Origin of the sequence: Klebsiella sp. WOUb02, from assembly GCF_050058015.1 — a bacterium.
GTDB lineage: Bacteria > Pseudomonadota > Gammaproteobacteria > Enterobacterales > Enterobacteriaceae > Klebsiella.
Window position 1 is genome coordinate 43978 of record NZ_CP170111.1, and the last position, 20920, is coordinate 64897.

14 protein-coding genes and 6 pseudogenes are annotated in these 20920 nt (G+C 51.1%); 15 read left to right on the forward strand and 5 right to left on the reverse strand.

The genetic code is table 11. The annotated features are described in order from the left end of the window. Positions 1-115: 115 nt before the first annotated feature. The 5 genes and pseudogenes from ABOC21_RS28225 to istB all read left to right on the forward strand — a co-directional run bounded on the left by ABOC21_RS28225 (position 116) and on the right by istB (position 6377). Positions 116-1570, forward strand: coding sequence for a GGDEF domain-containing protein (locus ABOC21_RS28225; protein WP_426815749.1), 1455 nt, complete (start codon positions 116-118; stop codon positions 1568-1570). A gap of 296 nt (positions 1571-1866) precedes the next feature. Continuing rightward, a pseudogene (locus ABOC21_RS28230) lies at positions 1867-2815 on the forward strand (IS30 family transposase). 15 nt (positions 2816-2830) lie between these two features. Further along, positions 2831-3767, forward strand: a pseudogene (locus ABOC21_RS28235) (IS30 family transposase). Between the two features lie 327 nt (positions 3768-4094). Continuing rightward, positions 4095-5625: pseudogene (gene istA / locus ABOC21_RS28240) on the forward strand (IS21 family transposase). 10 nt (positions 5626-5635) lie between these two features. Next, positions 5636-6377 (forward strand): annotated as a pseudogene (gene istB / locus ABOC21_RS28245) (IS21-like element helper ATPase IstB). Positions 6378-6534: 157 nt separating this feature from the next. Here the strand turns inward: istB and aqpZ are convergent. The 4 genes from aqpZ to ABOC21_RS28265 all read right to left on the reverse strand — a co-directional run bounded on the left by aqpZ (position 6535) and on the right by ABOC21_RS28265 (position 10436). Next, positions 6535-7230, reverse strand: coding sequence for an aquaporin Z (aqpZ, locus tag ABOC21_RS28250; RefSeq protein ID WP_426815750.1), 696 nt, complete (start codon positions 7228-7230; stop codon positions 6535-6537). Positions 7231-7457: 227 nt separating this feature from the next. Beyond that, positions 7458-8858, reverse strand: a complete 1401-nt coding sequence (locus ABOC21_RS28255; protein ID WP_426815751.1) for a DUF6880 family protein — start codon at positions 8856-8858, stop codon at positions 7458-7460. A gap of 63 nt (positions 8859-8921) precedes the next feature. After that, a complete protein-coding gene (locus tag ABOC21_RS28260) occupies positions 8922-9539 on the reverse strand; it encodes a recombinase family protein (protein ID WP_426815752.1) in 618 nt (205 codons plus the stop codon). Between the two features lie 375 nt (positions 9540-9914). Then, entirely contained in the window at positions 9915-10436 is a 522-nt protein-coding gene (locus ABOC21_RS28265; protein WP_426815753.1) for a 1,2-dihydroxy-3-keto-5-methylthiopentene dioxygenase, read from the reverse strand. Between the two features lie 382 nt (positions 10437-10818). On the opposite strand from ABOC21_RS28265, the pseudogene ABOC21_RS28270 reads away from it, so the two are divergent. After that, positions 10819-11157 (forward strand): annotated as a pseudogene (locus ABOC21_RS28270) (transposase); the annotation flags it as partial. Positions 11158-11309: 152 nt separating this feature from the next. Here ABOC21_RS28270 and ABOC21_RS28275 read toward each other — a convergent pair. Beyond that, a complete protein-coding gene (locus ABOC21_RS28275; protein ID WP_426815754.1) occupies positions 11310-12524 on the reverse strand; it encodes an IS91 family transposase in 1215 nt (404 codons plus the stop codon). Positions 12525-12607: 83 nt separating this feature from the next. On the opposite strand from ABOC21_RS28275, the pseudogene ABOC21_RS28280 reads away from it, so the two are divergent. The 9 genes and pseudogenes from ABOC21_RS28280 to ABOC21_RS28320 form a co-directional block, all read left to right on the forward strand. Then, positions 12608-13207, forward strand: a pseudogene (locus ABOC21_RS28280) (IS30 family transposase); the annotation flags it as partial. Positions 13208-13353: 146 nt separating this feature from the next. Continuing rightward, positions 13354-13575, forward strand: a complete 222-nt coding sequence (locus ABOC21_RS28285) for a Flp family type IVb pilin (protein WP_426815755.1) — start codon at positions 13354-13356, stop codon at positions 13573-13575. A gap of 2 nt (positions 13576-13577) precedes the next feature. Beyond that, complete coding sequence (locus ABOC21_RS28290) at positions 13578-14117, forward strand: A24 family peptidase (RefSeq protein WP_426815756.1); 540 nt, start codon at positions 13578-13580, stop codon at positions 14115-14117. Positions 14118-14163: 46 nt separating this feature from the next. Next, the gene (gene cpaB / locus ABOC21_RS28295) at positions 14164-15096 is read left to right on the forward strand and encodes a Flp pilus assembly protein CpaB (RefSeq protein WP_426815757.1); all 933 of its coding nucleotides are present in this window, start codon (positions 14164-14166) and stop codon (positions 15094-15096) included. Positions 15097-15162: 66 nt separating this feature from the next. Beyond that, a complete protein-coding gene (locus ABOC21_RS28300) occupies positions 15163-16590 on the forward strand; it encodes a type II and III secretion system protein family protein (protein ID WP_426815758.1) in 1428 nt (475 codons plus the stop codon). Positions 16591-16607: 17 nt separating this feature from the next. Beyond that, complete coding sequence (locus ABOC21_RS28305; RefSeq protein ID WP_426815759.1) at positions 16608-17282, forward strand: CpaD family pilus assembly lipoprotein; 675 nt, start codon at positions 16608-16610, stop codon at positions 17280-17282. Between the two features lie 13 nt (positions 17283-17295). Continuing rightward, positions 17296-18303: a hypothetical protein gene (locus ABOC21_RS28310; RefSeq protein WP_426815760.1), complete on the forward strand. Its 1008-nt coding sequence runs from the start codon at positions 17296-17298 to the stop codon at positions 18301-18303. Positions 18304-18543: 240 nt separating this feature from the next. Further along, positions 18544-19923: a CpaF family protein gene (locus tag ABOC21_RS28315; protein WP_426815761.1), complete on the forward strand. Its 1380-nt coding sequence runs from the start codon at positions 18544-18546 to the stop codon at positions 19921-19923. Between the two features lie 15 nt (positions 19924-19938). After that, the gene (locus ABOC21_RS28320; RefSeq protein WP_426815762.1) at positions 19939-20919 is read left to right on the forward strand and encodes a type II secretion system F family protein; all 981 of its coding nucleotides are present in this window, start codon (positions 19939-19941) and stop codon (positions 20917-20919) included. Position 20920 lies beyond the last annotated feature (1 nt).

Sequence of the window (20920 nt, forward strand, 5' to 3'; positions counted from 1 at the left end):
TTGCAGTATACTATACGTCAAGCTATCATTGATAGAGCCGTTGTTATAATATCATCAACCGCTAATGCTTCAATTGCATGGCGTATAAAATGCCTCGCATAAAGGAGTAATAATTATGTTCCCCAGAAAAAAAAATAAATACAAAATTGAATTTTATTTGATGATTCCTATTCTTTGTACTGTATGTTTCATCACCTCATTTCATTTTCAAGGAGTATTTATAATTTGGCCGATCAACGCCTTCGTTGTTGGTGTTTTTATTCGAAATGGATTCTCCGCTTCTTATTTTATATTTTATATATTTGTGGTGGCATCTTTTATGTACTATCCATTCACTGGAGTGGATATCTTCAAAATATCACCATCATTTCTTGGTGGTGTTTTATCTGTGTTAGTTTGCTTTACATTACTCTCAATTCTTTACAAAAAAAACAATCAAATACTTAATGGAAATCTTTCCTTTAGTTTTCTTTTTATCATAATAATATCATCTCTTTTCTTTTCTTTTCTTTCATCGTATGGCTTTACAGAGTCAAGGGTTAAATATTTCTTTGTTATATTTTTTAATGAATTAATTAACTACATGGCATTGCTTCCCGTATTTATAACACAACATAACACATACATTAAATACTCATCCACACCATCACGCAAGAATACACTCCCACTCTTTATCTTAATAGGGTCATTTGTAATTAGCCCATATATTGAAGGGGAAGCTTTAGTTGCACTTCCTGTTTTGGGTTTACTTTTATGCTCGATTACATACAGTTTATTCAGTGTCTCATTATTGACACTGACTTATTACTACTGGGGGCTAATTTTCACATCAGAAAACCTAGCATCAGATATAGAACACGCCAATTTGAAATCATTCATATCAATGAGTATAGTAATTATAATAATTGGATTGTCATCATTAGTAATTGCTTGCATTACGCGTAAAAGAAATGACCATCTGGAAGCATTAAAACTCATTTCTGAACGAGATCATATGACTGGGCTTTTAAATCGCGCAGCTTTTCTTAACATAGCAAGGGGAAAGTTAAAACAATGCATAGAAAACAACTCTTCATTTTCCACCATGATGCTAGATATAGATAACTTCAAGTCAATTAATGATGAATTTGGCCATGCATCAGGTGATCTAGTTATAATGGAATTAGCAAGAATATTAAAAAAAAACACTCGAAAAACAGATATTACCGGTAGGATTGGCGGCGAGGAGTTTAGTATCATCCTTTATGAGTGCACAGAATCTTTAGCAAATAGCATCGCTATTCGAATAAAAGATAAATTTTCGGAAATATCTATCGAAATGGACAAAGGGTTTATAGTGACATCTACAGTAAGTATTGGAGTGGTGTTTTCAAAACCATCACCTGGTGATACAATTGAAGATTATTTAAAAAAGGCTGACGATGCTCTTTATGATGCAAAAAACATGGGGAAAAATAGAGTGGTATTTACTAAGGAAGGTGCGATTAATTCGATGAGAACAAATTTTTTTCCCTCTGATCGTGTCATAAGTGAACAAAAAAACACCAAGATCAGTGAAAGCGATGGATGAATGGCAATCATTGTTGTCCGACCACATCATAATAATAATTTCCAGATACTCAAACCCGCATATTCAGGGTGTTCGCGAATTCAGATAATAAGTGCAACGCTCGGTCATGTGGATGGAGGGACGGTTAGCTGCCGATAAGCTATCCTGCTCTTCCGACCAAAGATGAGCGAGTCACTATGAAATATCAGCAGCTCGCGAATTCAGATAATAAGTGCAACGCTCGGTCATGTGGATGGAGGGACGGTTTGCTGCCGATAAGCTATCCTGCTCTTCCGACCAAAGATGAGCGAGTCACTATGAAATATCCGCAGCTAACCGAAGGGTTACGATACCAGATAGCCCTGTTGTGTGAAGATAAAGTGAGTCAGGCAGAGATTGCCCGCCGCTCAGGCGTGAGCAAATCAACGGTCTCGCGGGAACTGCTTCGTAATCGTTCTGTAGATGGCTACCAGCCAGCGGCAGCACAGAAGCTCAGTACCTGCCGCTGTAAAGAGGCCGGCAAACGCAGGATGCACGAGGATACGGTCTTCTTTGTTGAGGCTGCGCTAAACTGGCTGTGGCGTCCGGAACAGATCAGCGCCGTTGGCCGTATCATCGGCAGACCGGTTAGTCACGAGTGGATTTACCAGCATGTTCAGGCTGATAAAGCCAGTGGCGGCGACCTATACAAGCTCCTCCGGCAGGGTAAACGCCGCTATCGCAAAGGCTATGGTAAAAAGCGAAGTCCGATACCTGACGCCGTATCCATCGAACAGAGACCGGCCGTTGTTGATGCTCGTACCCGACCGGGTGACCGGGAAGCGGATCTGGTTCCGGGTAAACAAGGCACCGGAGCCATCGTGACGCTGGTCGAGCGTAAAAGCCGTATTTATCTGACGAAAAAGGTGTTTTCGAAAGATTCAGGCGAAGTGGCCACAGCCATTATCTCGATGCTGAGCGGCTACAAAGATGTCTGCCATACCATCACGTTCGACAATGGCGGGGAGTTTACTCAGCACAAAGAGATCGCAGCGGCCCTGGAAACGGAAACCTGTTTTGCTCACCCCTATGCTTCGTGGGAACGTGGGCTAAATGAGAATACCAACGGGCTGTTGAGGCAGTTTATCCCCAAAGGAACTGACCTGACAGCAGTGACGGATGATGAGCTCCCGCAAGTACCAGGGAGCACTGAACAGCAGGCCACGAAAATGCCTCGAATTCCGGCAGCCTTCAGTGGTCTTTGCAGAGTTAAGAAAGGCGGCTTAGCGTTGCACTTCGAACTTGAATCCGCCGCTAACCGAAGGGTTACGATACCAGATAGCCCTGTTGTGTGAAGATAAAGTGAGTCAGGCAGAGATTGCCCGCCGCTCAGGCGTGAGCAAATCAACGGTCTCGCGGGAACTGCGTCGTAATCGTTCTGTAGATGGCTACCAGCCAGCGGCGGCACAGAAGCTCAGTACCTGCCGCCGTAAAGGGGCCGGCAAACGCAGGATGCACGAGGATACGGTCTTCTTTGTTGAGGCTGCGCTAAACTGGCTGTGGCGTCCGGAACAGATCAGCGCCGTTGGCCGTATCATCGGCAGACCGGTTAGTCACGAGTGGATTTACCAGCATGTTCAGGCTGATAAAGCCAGTGGCGGCGACCTATACAAGCTCCTCCGGCAGGGTAAACGCCGTTATCGCAAAGGCTATGGTAAAAAGCGAAGTCCGATACCTGACGCCGTATCCATCGAGCAGAGACCGGCCGTTGTTGATGCTCGTACCCGACCGGGAAGCGGATCTGGTTCCGGGTAAACAAGGCACCGGAGCCATCGTGACGCTGGTCGAGCGTAAAAGCCGTATTTATCTGACGAAAAAGGTGTTTTCGAAAGATTCAGGCGAAGTGGCCACAGCCATTATCTCGATGCTGAGCGGCTACAAAGATGTCTGCCATACCATCACGTTCGACAATGGCGGGGAGTTTACTCAGCACAAAGAGATCGCAGCGGCCCTGGAAACGGAAACCTGTTTTGCTCACCCCTATGCTTCGTGGGAACGTGGGCTAAATGAGAATACCAACGGGCTGTTGAGGCAGTTTATCCCCAAAGGAACTGACCTGACAGCAGTGACGGATGATGAGCTCCGCAAGTACCAGGGAGCACTGAACAGCAGGCCACGAAAATGCCCCGGATTCCGGCAGCCTTCAGTGGTCTTTACAGAGTTAAGAAAGGCGGCTTAGCGTTGCACTTCGAACTTGAATCCGCCCTCTACCCCTCATGACATTACTCACATTGATTTCATTATGTCTCCGCTGTATGCGTATTCCGACCCAAACCGACCATTGATTCCGATTTAATCCGATCGCACTTTCCGATTTAATTCGACCACGAATTCCGATTTGTTCCGGCCAGATTTGACCATCCGTCGGAATCCGTGATCCTGGCTCCGGAATCTGTGATCGGATTGTCGGAATCGATGATCCTGTCGTCGGAATCCCGCGCTTTTCACTTTTAAAACAATGGACAACACTTCTTCCTGATAACGCATCTTCCGGAGGAGTGTCGCCATGGCAAGACTGAGAACGCGGATGAGTAAAATTAAAGAACTGCTGCGCCTGAAATTTGACTGTCACCTGCCTAACAGGAGCATCTCGGCCTGTCTGAATATCGGGTGCAGCACCGTATCTGATGTGGTCACCCGCTTCAGGGGGAGTCAGACTGGCGTGGCCCCTGCCGGAAGAGATGACGGAATCACAGCTCGAAGCGTTGCTCTATACCGGACGCGCCAGCGACAGCCATAAACGGATGCCCGACTTCCCGCTGTGCCATCAGGAACTGAAGCGTAAAGGGATGACCAAAATCCTGCTCTGGCAGGAATATCAACAGGAAACTGGCGAAAACGCCTACGGGTACAGCCAGTTCTGTAACCTCTATGGTGAGTGGCTGAAGCAGCAAAAACGCAGTATGCGTCAGCATCATGTTGCCGGTGAGAAGCTGTTCCTCGACTTCTGCGGGCCGACGATCCCGGTTATCAACCCGGATACGGGCGAGGTACGGCAGGCGCACATCTTCGTCGCCACGCCTGGTGCCTCAAACTACACCTATGTTGAAGCCTGTGAAAACCAGCGGCAGGAAAGCTGGCTGATGGCCCACGTCAGGGCGTTCGAGTTCTTCGGCGGTGTTCCTCAGCTTCTCAACCCGGATAACCTGAAAGCGGCAGTCAGCCGCGCAGACCGCTACGAGCCGGTCCTGAACGAGAACTACCGTAAGCTGGCCCGGCACTACAACACGGCAGTGATCCCGGCCCGGCCCCGCAAGCCGAAAGACAAACCCAAAGTTGAAATGCCCGTTCAGGTCGTGGAGCGCTGGATCCTGATGCGGTTGCGGCATGAAGTGTTCCATACGCTGGCCGCGCTGAATCTGGCCATCAGTGAGCTACTGCAGGATCTTAATGAGCGGCCGTTCCGTCGGTTGCCGGGTTGCAGGAAAAGCCTGTATGAACAACTGGATAAACCCGCACTGAAGGCGCTCCCGCCATACCGCTATGAATACGTTGATATCCGCCGGGCAAAGGTCGGACCGGACTATCACGTGTTGTATGGCAAACATGCGTACTCCGTGCCTCATGCGCTGGTCGGCAGCCATATCGATATCGAAGCCGGTGCCAGGCTCATCCGCCTCTATCACCGGGGAACGCTGGTTGCCCAGCATCCACGGGCACAGCAACAGGGGGGCTTCACCACGCAGGCAGAGCATATGCCGGAATCCCATCGCCGGCAGCGATGGAGCCCGGAAAGGCTGCTGTCCTGGGGCGAGAGCATCGGCAGCGCCACCCGTGCCGTGGTGGCCTGGCACCTGCACCATCGTGCGCATCCTGAACAGGCTTACCGGACCTGCCTGGGGCTGCTCAATCTCAGCCGTGAATATGGCGATGCCAGACTGGAGAACGCCTGCCAGCAGGCGCTGTTACTGGAGCGCCCATGGCGTCAGGTGATCCTGAACCTGCTGACAAACCACCGGGACCGGCTGAAAGACGAAGCGCCGGATGAGTCCCCTGTCGAGCACAGCAACGTACGCGGTGCCGGGTACTACCACTGAGGAGAAAATAATGCACAACAACCTGCTGGAACAGATACGTGCCCTGCGGCTGGGGCACATGAGTAAGGCGCTGGAGCTGCAATGGTCGCAGCCGATGACCTACACCTCGCTGAGCTTCGAGGAACGGCTGGGTCTCCTGCTGGAGCACGAACTGCTGCAGCGTGAGGTCGAAGGTCAACCGTCTGCGAAGACAGTCGAAACTGAGACTGGATGCGCAGCCTTCACAGCTTGACTTCCGGCCCGAACGGGGCCTGAACCGGCAGTTACTGGTACAGCTGCTGACAGGGGCTTATGTTCACCGCCATGAAAATGTGCTGATCACCGGACCCACGGGATGCGGAAAAACGTACGTTGCCTGTGCCCTGGGCGAGCAGGCCTGTCAGCAGCATATCCAGGTGGTGTACTACCGGCTGACGCGGCTGCTTGATGACCTGAATATCGGCCATGCCGACGGGAGTTACCAGAAGCAACTGCTGCATCTGTCGAAAAAGGATCTGCTCATTCTTGATGACTGGGGGCTTGAGAAGCTGAACACCCGTCAGGCCTCAGATCTGCTGGAAGTGATGGAGGACAGATACCAGCGGGGGAGCACGATCATCATCAGTCAGCTCCCGGTGAGTGAATGGTACAAACTGGTAGGCAACCCGACGGTAGCCGATGCCCTGATGGACCGGCTACTGCACAACGGACATCGCGTTGAGCTCAGGGGCGAATCAATGCGTAAACTGGCGCAAACCGATCAGACGGGTTAAAAACTAAAGTAAGAAATAACCAGCGCGGGAAGCGCGATCGAAATCGCCGGAATCACTGACCGGAATCATCGGAATACGCACTGTAAGCGGGCATTTTAAAAATACAAATGCCCTGCCTTCCGGCAGGGCATTTTTTCAGGCAACTTATCGTGTTATGTCAGTTTCTGCTCTGCAGCAGAAAGCGGTAAACCAGGCCCCCGAGAACACCGCCCGCAAGTGGTACCACCCAGAACACCCAGAGTTGCTGTAACGCCCAGGTCCCCTGGAAAACGGCAACGGCCGTACTCCGCGCCGGGTTAACCGACGTATTGGTGACGGGAATGCTGATGAGGTGAATCAGGGTCAGCGCCAGACCAATAGCTATAGGTGCAAAACCCGCTGGGGCACCTTTATCTGTGGCACCATGAATGACAATCAGAAAGAACGCAGTCAGCACCAGTTCTGCAATAATGGCTGCCTGGAGTGAATACCCGCCGGGAGAGTGTTCGCCAAATCCGTTCGAGGCAAATCCGCTGACCGTCACATCAAATCCCGCTTTGCCGCTTGCAATCAGATACAGAACACCTGCAGCGGCGAGACCGCCTGCGACCTGTGAGATGATATAAGGAATGACATCGCTGAAGGAGATGCGACCACCGGCCCACAGTCCCAGCGTTACTGCCGGGTTGAAATGGCCCCCTGAAATATGGCCCACGGCATAGGCCATCGTCAGAACCGTCAGACCAAAGGCGAGGGCCACGCCCGCGAACCCGATACCGAACTGCGGAAAGGCAGCTGCCAGAACGGCACTTCCGCAACCACCGAATACCAGCCAGAACGTACCGAAAAATTCGGCAGCAGTTTTTCTTAACATTGATGAGCTCCTTTTTTTGTTCCGTTAATCATTAACGGTCCTTATACAACAAAACTATGATGTGATAGTCAGTTAAAAGTGAAAAGAAAGTGAATTTATTTATCAGCCAGCCTGATGGTCAGCAGTGCAGGGACCCTGGATACATTATTCCTGCTTCAGTTAAGATGATATCTGACCGACCAGAGCCGGGTGTGCGCATGTAACCTGAAGGTACCGTCCGGTCGCTTTCACTCCACGCCTCGTTCGTAGTGAATACCGTCTTTTCCCACGGATAATCCCCGGATTTTCTCTGCCATGAGGGGCCAGAGGGATGTCTTGCGCCGGTGCTGTTCATAGAGTGTGCGCAGGTAATTTCCCGTTCCCGGGAACTGCGCGCTTTCTTCCAGGCCGCTACTGTAATCAGTGGCCTTTTTCATGTCTGAGGCGGCGTAACTGTAATATTTACTCTGGGCACGGTTAATCGCATCTTCCACCAGAAAATGACGCAGCAGTGTGGCGGCCAGGGCATGACCGTGTTTATACAGCGTGGAGGACAGAGTCCGGACAAATGAGCCCGTAAGATGTGACAGTGCTCCGGCAAGCTCTTCTTTCTTTGTCCCGGTTATACAGGCGTCAGCTAAATCCAGACGTTCAACATCTGAGGCAAAACAGAGGTAGGCAACAATCCCTTTTTCTTCTGCGATACGCAGGAATAACGGAAGATTATCACTCTCCTTACCGGCGGCTTTTGTGTACAGCTGGTAAAAAAGCGTGTCGCACCGGAAAGAAAAGGCCGAAAGGGCCTTTTCCATGGCGTCCTCACGTCGTCCGTCTTCAGTGAGTGCGGTGATGTACAGCTCATTCCATGTGGTTCGGTCTGCATACTGTGCCTCACCCTGCTGCTCCATATGAAGCAGCAGCTGAATGGCTTCCTCCGGGCGCACGTCGTCCATCAGGAGCCGGGCGTATCCGAAATAATGCTCGGGTCGGCAGAACTCCCCTTTTTTTAACGCGCCGGCAAGGAAGCTGTCATCCCTGATTAGCAGACTGATTTCCAGCGCCTCACTCGGCCGTTTATTGAGGGAGTAGATATCCCTGAGCGCCCGCAGAACATCCGTTCCCAGCAGTGCGCGGTATCTTGTAAACAGCTCTCTACCAGAATAATTTGCCCGTGCAACAAAACTGAACACCTTTCCGGCGGTGACTGCAGGGTCGGTGTTTTTCTGGGCAACAATGGATCCCATCCAGGCATCCAGCAGAACCGAATAATAATCCATCCAGCTGCCGCTGGACGTATCGGTGTTTTCGCTGAACTTTTCAAACTCCAGCATGATTCTGGTGCTCAGTTTTTCTACGGGCTCCGGGAGGATGGCCGCAACTTTTACCAGCGGCTGGGCGATGTTGCGTGTGAGTTCGTCATACAGCGCATCCGCTTCGTAGTAATCATAAAAGCGTTTACTTTTGGCTCGCCGGTTATATTCCTTCTCGATGGTTTTAATAATATCCGGCGCGGACGACAGATAACCGTTAATCAGCATACTTCTGGCCTGCCTGTTATCCTCTGCCAGTTCGAGAATGATGCGAACCAGCGTTTCATGACTCATGCCGGTTAATAATTCTTGCTGTTTTTTGTTCAGTCCAGCCGCCATGCCTGTTCCCCGAGAAAATGTCAGCCCGTTATGGGCCCATAACAGTAAAAATATAACCGGATATCATAACCGTTGACCAGTATCAGTGGCCGTTACCGCCGTCCGTGCAGCACTGTCGCGGATGCGCATGACGGTCTGACGTGTGGTACTGAATTCACGGGCCACGGCAGCAATGGTGGCGCCGCCATTGAGACGGTCAAGGACCTGCTGACGCTGTTCCGGCGAAAGCGAGAAAGGTCTGCCGGGATGGCGACCAGACGCCCTCGCCCGCATCAGACCGGCCTGAGTACGTTCAATCAGCAGGTCACGCTCGAATTCGGCCACCGCGCCGATGACCTGCATGGTCATACGCCCGGCTGAACTGGTCAGGTCGACACCGCCCAGGGCCAGGCAGTGAACCTTTATCTCTTGCTCTGCCAGGCGCTCGACGGTCTGGCGGACGTCCATGGCGTTACGCCCGAGGCGGTCAAGGCGGGTGACCACCAGTACGTCCCCGCTCTCCATTCTGTCCAGCAGGCGGCAGAATCCCGGCCTCTCACTGGCCGGAGATGAGCCACTGATGCATTCTTCCATCACCCGACCGGCCTGAACGGCAAAACCGGCCTGCTTAATTTCCTGGCGCTGATTTTCATTCTGCTGACCTGTGGTGGAGACCCTGCAGTAAGCAAAAACCCGTGACATGCGTTATTTTCCATCCGTAAAGGATGTACAGTATTGCACGCATGTACAAAAAATAAAACCCTTATATACGGTCATATCTGACGACAGGTGTCCGAATACGATCGTATTCGGACATGATGGGGTTGATTGTGGTTGGTGATTATTGCGATTGGATGTCTTCTGTTGTGTGGGTGTAGGTGTGTAGGTTCGGGTCAGGCCGTTTTGCAAACGTTGTGGCGAATGCTACCAGTCCATTGACTACACTGATGATTCTCAGTAATCCCAGAAACAGAGCTCGTCCTGGGGTCTTTGCGTGGCAACAGTGAATGGTATTGTCGTTAGTGCCGAGATCCATGCATATCTCCCGGTGGCGAGACATAGTGTCTGAGATACCAGTCAGTGAAAGGTCTCGCGCCCGGTAAAATGTCCCACCCATCCCGCAGGATTGGTAAAAATGCGAATTGCAGTGAAATCCGGCGGCTCACCACAGTCAAACCAGTGCCGGGTGTCAGCCGGTACGCGAAGTAAATCTCCAGCCTTACACGTCATCCGAAAGACCTTATCTCTGAGCGGAACGAAGAAAGTACCACTGCCTGTCACGAAAAAGCGCACCTCATCTTCACTATGGGTATGTTCCTGTAGGAATTTTTTCCTCAGCACCTCCCGGTCAGGATGCTCCGGAGTTATGCGTATCACATCAGCGGCAGTGTAACCTTCAAGTCGTTTCAGCCGGTCAATATCACGCTGAAAATGGCTGAGCAAGGCTTCATCGTCAGATGTATCGGGGAGTGCGTCAGACTCCCAGTGCTCCAGTCGAATACCGGCTCCGGCCAGCAGTCCGACAATATCATCAAACTTATCAATCTGTTCAGCAGGTTGTGTAGTGTCAGGAAGTTTATATATGGACAGTGAGGTCATAAGTAATCTCCATTAATTAACGATGACCTTATAACCATCCACTTTGAATGGATAAAATTCAAGACGGAATTTATATACCATATGCAATATGGTAGTTGGCGGACTCCCCCCTCCCGCCGGGTAAATCGCTCTTTCCTTAATTAGCAGCGGTAGATTTCGTCATAAAAAAGTCATGCTCTCATGGTACAGGAAATTAAGAGCCTATCCCAAAAGGAATTGCAGTATACTGCGTTACGGTAATTGATGAGGGAAAAGCATGGCAGGCATTAAATGGCAGATCGCGAATTCAGATAATAAGTGCAACGCTCGGTCATGTGGATGGAGGGACGGTTAGCTGCCGATAAGCTATCCTGCTCTTCCGACCAAAGATGAGCGAGTCACTATGAAATATCAGCAGCTAACCGAAGGGTTACGATACCAGATAGCCCTGTTGTGTGAAGATAAAGTGAGTCAGGCAGAGATTGCCCGCCGCTCAGGCGTCAGCAAATCAACGGTCTCGCGGGAACTGCGTCGTAATCGTTCTGTAGATGGCTACCAGCCAGCCGCGGCACAGAAGCTCAGTACCAGCCGCCGTAAAGCGGCCGGCAAACGCAGGATGCACGAGGATACGGTCTTCTTTGTCGAGGCTGCGCTAAACTGGCTGTGGAGTCCGGAACAGATCAGCGCCGTTGGCCGTATCATCGGCAGGCCGGTTAGTCACGCGTGGATTTACCAGCATGTTCATGGTTAGGAATCTGGAAAAACGTTTTAAAAACTCACTGACCATGAACACAGGATCCCGAAACGCAGTGATGGTGTGTTGTCGGGGAAATCATGGCAATAAAATACTGTTTTCGGCGGTTTTTTAACCGGAAACCCATTTTTCGGGCGCACTTATCCTGCGGCCTGTGTCAGAAGCCATCGTTTTCTGGCGATCCCGTGGAGCCTTTCCGCCACTAATTCCGTGGCATGCCTGCCGGCCTGTGCGCTGACAAAGCGCAGCCGGTTGCCACAGAGGATGCATTGATACGGGTCCGTACGCAGAAATCCTTTCAACAGCGAGGCGAAGCCGGGCTGTTCCGGTGTTTTTCGCGCCTCCATCTGCAGGGCTTCATACACCTTCGGCAGCAGCGAACCCCGTTTGCGGTTCGACAGGAAGCCATAGTAACGCACCATCTTAAAATGCTTCGCCGGTACGTGGCTGATATAGCGTCCGATCATCTCTTCCTGTGTCAGCGTCTGCTGCCGGTGCTGCTGCGTACGGTGGTCGTAATAGTGATGTATCACGGCACCGCCGCTGTAGTGCCTGAGCTTTGCCGCTGACACCGGCGGGCGCTTCAGGTAGCGGCCCGGGTATTTGACGCTCCGCCAGGCGCCCCGGGTCTTCTTCGCAAAGTGCACCTTCCAGCGGCGCCCGTACTGCGCCTGCAGATAGCGCTGCCACTGCTTTTTGTCGCGTATATGCCCCGGCCCCGGCAGGCTGCCGGAGTTAATCAGGTCATGGCTGTGGCGCAGGAGGCGGATGACGGCTCCGCGCCAGATTTCCTTGACGGCATGCTTCTTAAAGAAGAGGTCGCGCCAGAGGGCATGCCTGATATCCAGCCCGCCACGGGTGACGGAGAGGTGAATGTGTGGGTGCTGATTGAGCTGGCGGCCGTACGTATGCAGGGCGCAGAAGATACCGACCTCCACGCCCTGTCTGCGGGCCCGGCGAAGCATGGCGCGGGTGGCTGCGCGAAAGAGCGCGTTGAGCAGGGGCCAGTTATTGTTGAAAAAGGGCCAGAGCAGGTGGGGCATGGTAAAGGTGATATGCTGCCAGTCGCAGTCGGGAAGGATATGACTCTGCTGCGATACCCACTGCTCAGTGGCTTTGAAGCCGCAGGAGCTGCAGGCCTTTGATTTGCAGCTCTGGCAGAAAAAGCGGGAATGGGTGCAGTCCGGCGATGCGCAGCAGAAGCGGCGAACGCCCATGGTCGTGGTGCCGCAGGCGAGCATGCGCTCGACGCAGAGGCGGGCCCAGGGACTGACGCTGTGGCCATTCGAATCAAGGTACCTGTTCCAGCCGTCATCGACGGTGAAGAGCAACTTTGCGGGACGTGGAATATACATGCTGCGGAGTATAAAACGGTCTGCCGATCATGAATACCATCGGAACCGCGAAGCGGTGACGCTCGCCCTGTAAGGGCGCTACTGTTCAGGCTGATAAAGCCAGTGGCGGCGAACTATACAAGCTCCTCCGGCAGGGTAAACGCCGCTATCGCAAAGGCTATGGTAAAAAGCGAAGTCCGATACCTGACGCCGTATCCATCGAACAGAGACCGGCCGTTGTTGATGCTCGTACCCGACCGGGTGACTGGGAAGCGGATCTGGTTCCGGGTAAACAAGGCACCGGAGCCATCGTGACGCTGGTCGAGCGTAAAAGCCGTATTTATCTGACGAAAAAGGTGTTTTCGAAAGATTCAGCCGAAGTGGCCACAGCCATTATCTCGATGCTGAGTGACTTGCCATACCATCACGTTCGACAATGGCGGGGAGTTTACTCAGCACAAAGAGACCGCAGTTGCCCTGGAAACGGAAACCTGCTTCGCTCACCCCTATGCTTCGTGGGAACGTGGGCTAAATGAGAATACCAATGGGCTGTTGAGGCAGTTTATCCCCAAAGGAACTGACCTGACAGCAGTGACGGATGACGAGCTCCGCAAGTACCAGGGAGCACTGAACAGCAGGCCACGAAAATGCCCGGATTCCGGCAGCCTTCAGTGGTCTTTGCAGAGTTAAGACAGGCGGCTTAGCGTTGCACTTCGAACTTGAATCCGCCGTTTTGAAGATTAAAAAAAGTTAATGTAATTCTTCTTGCTGTTAATGATAATAACTCTCAATATGATACATGCTATCTGATTACCATATATAAATAACTTATTGTTACTGAGGGAAATAAATGAAAAACTGCAACGCAAAATTGAAAGCCTTTATCTATGATGAAAGTGGGGTTACAGCCATTGAGTACGGTATCCTTGCGGCTGCGATGGCGGCTGCTATTGGCGCGATTTTTGGTGGTGATGGTGTTTTCGTCAGAGCATTGAATGAGAAATTCAGAGAGATTGCCGATCAGATCGCTGGGTCGGGAACTACCAGTACTTCAGGCTCAACTTCCAAATAGTCATGACAGACTTGGGTCATAGTGTACAAATACTGTTCATTTCTGTTTGCCTGTTGTGGTGTTCAGTCAGCGATTTATTTGAACGACGCATTCCTAACCGTGTAGTTCTGTTAATATTGCTTGGTTGGGCAGGTACTAGTATTTGGCAAGTTAGCATTGCCGGTGTACCGATTGTTGTTATTCTGTACGATTTACTAGGTTCCGGGTTGGTATTTATTGTGGGTTTTTTGTTATTCCTCACTGGCAGATTGGGGGCCGGAGACGTTAAATTGATGGGCGTGTTGTGCCTTTGGGTTGGGTATGGTCAGCAAATGTTTTTTGTCATGGTGACTGCGCTGGTTGGTGGTTTTTTGGCTTTAGCTTTACCCCTGTTAAATATGTTACCTTTCATTTTTGGTACAGGTATCAGTTTTATTAATGAGAAATTAAAGACACAAATAGCATTGCCACCAGTTTTATCCCGCGAACTTTCTCAGGGAATACCCTATGGGATAGCTATATCCTCCGGTGCAGCCTATATTATGATTTGGCCTTACATCTAAAATATAACTCCCTCTTCCATTATTATAGGGAACATTAATACTAAAAATGAGAATAAAAAGAAACTCGACATTATTATTGTCCGGGGCGTGTATCTTTGCCGCGATTGTTGCACTGATGGTTCGCAATCAATTATCCGAAGCACCGCCGGAACCGCCGCAGGTTTACGTTCCTGAACCAAAAAATATGGTATTGATAGCGGGAAGAGACTTAAAACCAGGAGATTTTATCGACCCTTCCTCTTTAATTTGGCAAGAAACAGACCTTCCTGTATCGCGAACCTTTAATTTTATTCGTGGGAAAGATAGCGAGGTTCCTTTATTTGGTGCCACGGTGCGTGAGATGCTCCCAGCAGGTACACCGCTGAACAGTAATATTCTGGTCAGACCTAATGAACCAGGATTTATAGCCGCCGTCTTGCATAAAGGCATGCGTGCTATTTCTATTCCAACAAATGCCGTGGCCAGTAATTCAGGCTTGGTCGCTGCAGGGGACAGAGTTGATATCATTCTAAGTCTTCGTAAGGATGATCAGCCAGACTCTTCAACTTCGAGTTCAGGTAGTACCTCCTCGGTAATACCTCTGCTTGCAGCACAAACTATCGTACGCGACCTGCGTGTTCTTGCATTAAACAACCAGACTGATACGGATATTCGCCCGCGCCAGGACGTTGAGGATGAGCCGCCGACGACAGCACGTAATGCCAGTAAGAAAAGCCGGGTAACGCCTAGTTACCAGACCGTGACTGTTGAGGTTACGCCGGAACAGGCGGAAATTCTGGCCGTTGCTAAAGAAGTGGGGATGCTGCATTTAGCCCTGCGCAGTACGGAGGATGACGTATTACCGACAGAGGGAAGCGTTCGGGTGACAACACTGTCAGACAGTACTCGAATTTATAGCGGATTGGGTAGCGGCGGTGGGCACCAAGTAAAACTATTCCGGGGTGATAAGAAAGAAACCCGGTCATTCCCATCAAGATAAACCTACCAATACCAGGAAAGACCTGACGTTGTGTAGATAGATAAATCCTAATATGGAAATCAGTAAATGAATATGTGTTTTGCTTTCAGACGTGACGTTTGGGCAGCAGGTCGTAACTGGCTGCTGGCTGGCGTCTGCCTGCTGGCAGGGTGGGCGATGCCTGTTGTGTCGAAACAAGTGGCGGAAGTGCAGGTATCGAATATTGTGCATCTCACCGTACACCAGGGACGCATGCTGCAATTGAATGATTTGCCTGACAGTGTATTGGTTGCGGATCCTGAAGTCGCCAGTTTTGAGTTACCGTCCCCGGGGAACTTGTTTGTTTATGCCAAATCGGTGGGGAGCACCACGCTGTATGCGATGGATCAAAATGGTAATGTGATCACCGCCGTAGCTATTAGCGTTGAGCATGATCTGAAAGCATTGAGCGAAAGATTGAAGCGTGAGTTTCCTGATGCAGATATACAGCTAGAAGCTGGTATCCCTAGCGGTGTTATTGTGCGGGGGAGTGTTGACACCCCCCAAGATGCGAAGAGAGTCATTGACAGTGTTCAGACATACATAAAATCTTCAATCGGTCGAGGCGCCTCTGGAGGCCAAGGCGGCGGTAATAGTCTTGGAGGAACGAGCGAAACTTCGGCCAATGTGGTAAATCAGCTGAAAATAAGAACGCCTTCGCAGATCAATATTCGGGTGCGGGTTGTCGAAGTGTCGCGGAAGCTGACTCACGAACTGGGATTTAACTGGAATGCCTCCTTGAACCACGGCAGTGGTTCCACAATCGGTTTTGGCTCGGGTACGTTGAGTAATTTCTTTGACTCCAGCACCCGGACCTTTACTGGTGTAAATGGAAGTAGTTTTCTTGGTTTCAACCGTAGCGGTGCTGATGGTTCACTAAGTAGTCTGCTCTCGGCAATGAATCAGCAGAACATGGCAACCGTATTGGCTGAGCCTAACCTGACCGCTATGTCGGGTGAGACTGCGGCATTTGCTGCCGGCGGAGAAGTTCCTATCGTATTGATTACTAACAATAACGTCAGTATCGATTATAAATCTTACGGTGTCATTCTGCGTATGACACCAACTCTACTCTCAGCCAACCGCATTAGTTTGCATATTGCACCTGAAGTGAGCGAACTGACTTCAGTTGGACAAGTCACGTTGGAGAGCGGCTCGGTTATTCCTGCGCTGACCGTACGACGGGCTGATACCACCGTGGAGCTGGCAAGCGGTCAAAGCTTTGCGCTGGCGGGGATGTTACGCAGTGCGAATAGTCAAAAGATTACCGGCGTCCCGGGGTTGAGCAGCATTCCGGTCATAGGGCGGTTGTTTGAAAACGAAGCGACCAACCATGAAGAAACGGAGCTGGTGATTATAGCTACCGCTTATGTCGTGGAACCGGTTAATGCTGGCCAATTGCAAACACCAGGTCAGGGTGTGAAAACTCTGGATGCGGTTATGCCGAGCTACGGCGCCGTGGGTTACCTCTATTGATTAGGCAGGATGGCACGATGGCTACCCTTCATAACGTAATAAAAACACTGGCCGGCACAGCGGCATGCGGGATTCTGGTAATGGTTCTGTCAGCCTGCAGCGACCGTTCAGTCAATGATATACGCATGCATCGCTTTAACCAGCCGGAACTGACACCCGTAACGGTCAAACCCAGTTCTCTTGCTGTCAATTTACAGGCGGCAGCCGATGGGCATGGGCTAAACAGCGAATCGCTCAAGGCATTGAATGACATGTTGAACAAACAGGGGAGGTTATCGAAACAGTCCCTGACTATCACTCCTTATACCCCACGGGGTGAACAGATCGCTACAAGGCTATTGGGCGCGCTTAAAAATGCGGGGGCCGACCCGCAGAAAGTGCGATTACAGCATCGTATCTCTACGGTCAGCGGCCAGGGCGATTTGCAGGTGATATCGCAGGCACTGGCCATAAAAACCAGCAGATGTGGAATTAACGATCCCAATATGCTGATGGTGAAACCATTCGACAGCATCGGTTATCTAGGCTGCGCCAACCAGAACAATCTGGCCATTATGGTGGCAGAGCCGCGCGACCTGATTCAGGCGCGTAGTTTGGATCCTGCAGATGGTGTTGTGGCGGTTAATAGTGTTGAAAGCTACCAACGTGATGAGGTGAAAGATCTCATCGATATAGATTTTAGCGAAGACTAATCCGGGAGAAACAATGAGTGATCTGATGGTTTCCTCTGGCGTGAGTAGTGAAGAGCGCCAGCCTGTACTGGCTGCTTTTGTCCACAGTGAATCGGAAGCCGTGATGCAGCGGGATGCGTTGTCTCGTCTGAAATATGCCGAAACCCCGGTTCAGTCGGGAGGAATTACAGCGGCAATAACGTGGTGTGAACTGAACTTACCTCCCAAGGTCTTGCTTGTCGATCTGGAAGGAGAACAATGGCCATTGCCAGCGCTGGAATCACTGATGGCTATTTGTGGGCCTACCTGCCAGGTCATTGCTACAGGCAATGTACAAGATGTCGGTTTGTACCGTTCGCTACTACAACTTGGCATCACTGACTACCTGGTAAAACCCTATACGCTGGATCTGCTGTCCGCCACGTTGGCTAAGTGCGACGGACAACAAACCGGGCCTGAATATGCCCGACTGGGACGTACGGTTGCAGTGATCGGTGCCAGTGGCGGCGTTGGAACCAGTACTGTGGTAACAGGGTTGAGTCGTTTATTGGCAGCTGAACGTCATCTCCCCGTCGCATTAGTTGATTTCGACCGTCGCAATGGCGACCAGTTATTGTTGTTGGGACAAAGTGAAAATGCTGGTTTAGCTGCCGTGCTGTCGAGTGAGGAGCTAGATACCAGACTTTTGCAACGAGCCATGTTGCGGGTAGATACGCGATTACATGTACTGGCGCAAAAACCCGTGCTGAATTTTGTTGATGGTGTGGATGTTGACGCTGTGCTTAATGTCGGCGGCGCGCTATGCAGGATGTTCAATCAGGTGATATGGGACTTACCCTGTTCTTTTCCTGCGGGAGTGCTGGAAGTGCTGACCTATGCCGACTTGCGCATTGTTGTGACTGAACTGACGATGCAGGACGCTCGCAATGTTCGACGCATACTACATGAGATTGGCGATGAAAGCGAGGGGCAGCGTTTGCTGCTTGTACATAATCAGAGCCATTTCAGACTCTCATCCACCGTTGCAGCGGGCTCAGTTTGAGCACATTATCGGACGGGCTATTGATATAACACTACCTCACGCTGGCAGTGTGTTGGCACATAGCCTGACGCTAGGAGCGCTGGATATAACGGTCTCATCCGCGTGGCTGCAGGGACTGCGCCAGTTGGCCGATTTGGCTTGTGGTCAGCGTTCAGAGCCAGTGAAGAAACGTTGGTTCTCCAGTCTGTTACGTCGTGTCTGAACCTGATTATTCAGGAATATCAGAAGAGGAAACCTATCATGATTAGACGTAAAAACCAGGGAAGCAGACGAGACGATTCGCCTCGAGCGCCATCGCCTGTGGTGGAAGTTGTATCGAATACTCCGGAATCCAAACCGGCTGAAGTTCGTCCAGTTACCGGAACCAATCGACAGATACAAAGCGACAGCCGCAATGTACAACGGCGGATAATACGTACTCAACTTTATGATCAAATAGATGCAGGCAAAGCGGCGGTGATGGGGCGTGATACTCTGCTGGATCAGATCCAGTCGGTAATCCGCAATATTTGTGACGAACAGCGTCTGCAATTGTCACGGCCGGAAGAAGAGACTTTGGCCGCCGAAATGCTGGATGAAATGATCGGTATTGGTCCCATTCAGCCGCTTTTGTCCGATAACACAGTGAACGACATTCTTGTCAACGGCGCGAATCAGGTGTTTATCGAGCGTTTTGGAAAGCTAGAGCTTTCATCAGTCACTTTTATTGATGAGGAGCATGTATTTAATACCGCTCAGCGTATTGCTGCAGCGGTCGGACGACGTATTGATGAAGCCAGCCCGATGGTTGATGCCCGATTACCTGATGGTAGCCGTGTAAACGTCATCACCTATCCGCTGGCGATTGACGGTACGACGATTTCGATCCGTAAGTTTATGCGCCAAAATTTGTCACTGGAGACTTTGGCCGAAGCTCGTTGCATGTCATATGAGATGGCCACGGTACTCAATAAAGCGATGCAGGCTCGAGTAAACGTCATTGTCTCCGGGGGGACAGGGGCGGGGAAAACGACCCTTCTCAATGCCCTTTCGCAAAAAATCGGTATTACCGATCGCATCATCACAATTGAAGACGCGGCTGAATTACAGCTGCAGCAGGAGCATGTTGTACGGCTGGAGACCCGGCCGGTCAGTGCAGAAGGGTCGGGGAAAGTGGATCAACGCGATCTGATGCGAAACGCGCTGCGTATGCGCCCCGACCGCATAATCTTGGGTGAGGTTCGTGGCGGCGAGTGCTTTGACATGCTGCAAGCGATGAACACGGGCCATGATGGGTCGTTATGTACAGTGCATGCCAATACCACCCGAGATGCGATTCAGCGCCTTGAGAATATGGTGATGATGGCCAACATGCAGTTGCCATTAATGGCAATCCGTCGACAGATCGCCAGCGCGGTACACCTGATTGTGCAGATTGAGCGTATGCGTGACGGCGTGCGTCGGGTTGTGTCGATCAGCGAACTATGCGGCATGGAAGATGAAATCATTCAGATGCAGGATCTGTTTACCTTCCAGATTCGTGGTTTTGATGTCTCATCAGGCAAGTTGACTGGCGAGTACATTCAACATGTACAGCGTCCTCAGTTCTTTACCGACAAGTCGCACTTGTTCGATGCCTGATAAGAGGATGCCTTTATGAATCTAAAGCTAATTAATATCCTGACTTTTCTGGTATTTGTAAGTGTGCTGCTGCTGTGTCTGTCCGTTCGTTACTGGTATCGTCAACGCCAGTTACGCCAGCAGCGTGAACACCGCCTGAAACAAATTATGGATGAGAGTATCGCAGGCCTCCCTGCACAATCGGTCGAGTCAATTCTGAAGGATACCGCGTCCACACCGCTGCGTACCGTACCGTGCTTGGGACCTCGTCTGGCAGTGATGTTGGAACAACTGGCGTTTGTCGGATGGCGTAAGACGGTGCGTCAGCGGTTGATGATTCTGACTGCGATTAGCCTGACGGTTGGAATAGCTATTGGTCAGCGCACTCCGATGCCATTCGCGCTAGGAATGTTGGTTACGCTGCTGCTTGTCGTGGTTGTAGGGGGGCTGTTATTTCGTTCCGCGTTGCAAAAGCATCTCCGGTTACTACGTGAAAGCCTGCCGGATGCTATTGATGCCATCGTCAGGGCCACCCGCGCTGGGGTACCGGTACCCAACACTTTTGCGCTGGTTGCTGAACACCTGAGCGGGCCTCTGGCGAACGAGTTTCGAGCCATCGACCACTGGCTTAAGCTTGGGATCCCGCTACGTCAGGTGATTCAGACGTCTGCAGAGCGTGTGCCAATGGCTGAGTATCGCTTCTTTGTCGTGATTCTGATCATCAACCAGGAATCGGGGGGAAGACTGGGGGATACGCTGGAGCGGCTGTCTGCAACGTTACGAGATCGCCGGGAGCTTGCGCTCAAAGTGCTGTCGAAAACGTCAGAGTCACGTGCGTCTGCAAAAATTGTTGCCGCGCTGTTCCCTTGTTGTCTTGCCTATATGTATTTCAAATCACCGGATGACTTCGCGTTCCTGTTTTCCGATCCCGTGGGCACGACGGTGCTCATCTATGCAATGTGTAGCGTGGGGCTGGGCATATTGGTGACCTTCATGATGGTTCGGCGGATAGGATAAA